Annotated in this window: 1 protein-coding gene; it reads left to right on the forward strand. The window is 42.2% G+C overall.

Going from position 1 to position 1,043, the window contains the following annotated elements:
- Positions 1–20: 20 nt before the first annotated feature.
- A partial coding sequence (gene gltA / locus VXQ92_RS21050) for a citrate synthase (protein WP_416683074.1) occupies positions 21–1,043 on the forward strand: 1,023 nt, incomplete at its 3' end.

Genomic DNA, 1,043 nt, shown 5'->3' on the forward strand with positions numbered 1-1,043 from the left:
CAGGACAGGAGATCTATTGAATGTCTGAAGCAACTGGCAAAAAAGCCGTATTACATCTTGATGGCAAAGAAATTGAATTACCAATTTACAGTGGCACATTAGGTCCCGATGTAATCGACGTTAAAGATGTATTGGCCTCAGGTCACTTTACTTTTGATCCTGGTTTTATGGCGACAGATTCATGCGAGTCTAAAATCACATTTATCGATGGTGACAAAGGTATTTTATTACACCGCGGTTACCCGATTGACCAGTTAGCGACTCAAGCAGACTACCTTGAAACTTGTTATTTATTATTAAATGGCGAGTTACCAACTGCTGAACAAAAAGTTGAGTTCGATGCGAAAGTTCGTGCTCATACTATGGTTCATGATCAAGTTAGCCGTTTCTTCAATGGTTTCCGTCGTGATGCTCACCCTATGGCAATCATGGTTGGTGTAGTAGGCGCATTATCTGCTTTCTATCACAACAACCTTGACATTGAAGACATCAACCACCGCGAAATTACTGCGATTCGTTTGATTGCTAAAATTCCAACGCTTGCTGCTTGGAGCTACAAATATACTGTAGGTCAGCCATTCATCTATCCACGTAATGACTTAAATTACGCGGAAAACTTCTTACACATGATGTTTGCAACTCCTGCAGACCGTGACTACAAAGTAAACCCTGTTCTTGCTCGTGCAATGGATCGTATCTTTACGCTTCACGCTGACCATGAACAAAACGCGTCTACTTCTACAGTTCGTCTTGCTGGTTCTACTGGTGCGAATCCATATGCGTGTATCTCTGCTGGTATCTCTGCTCTTTGGGGTCCTGCACACGGTGGTGCGAACGAAGCAGTTCTTAAAATGCTTGATGAAATCGGTAGCGTTGAAAATGTTGCTGAGTTCATGGAAAAAGTTAAACGCAAAGAAGTTAAACTTATGGGCTTCGGTCACCGCGTTTACAAAAACTTCGATCCACGTGCTAAAGTGATGAAGCAAACTTGTGACGAAGTTCTTGAAGCATTAGGTATCAATGATCCTCAATTAGCGCTTGCT

The organism is Acinetobacter sp. 228 (assembly GCF_048147885.1).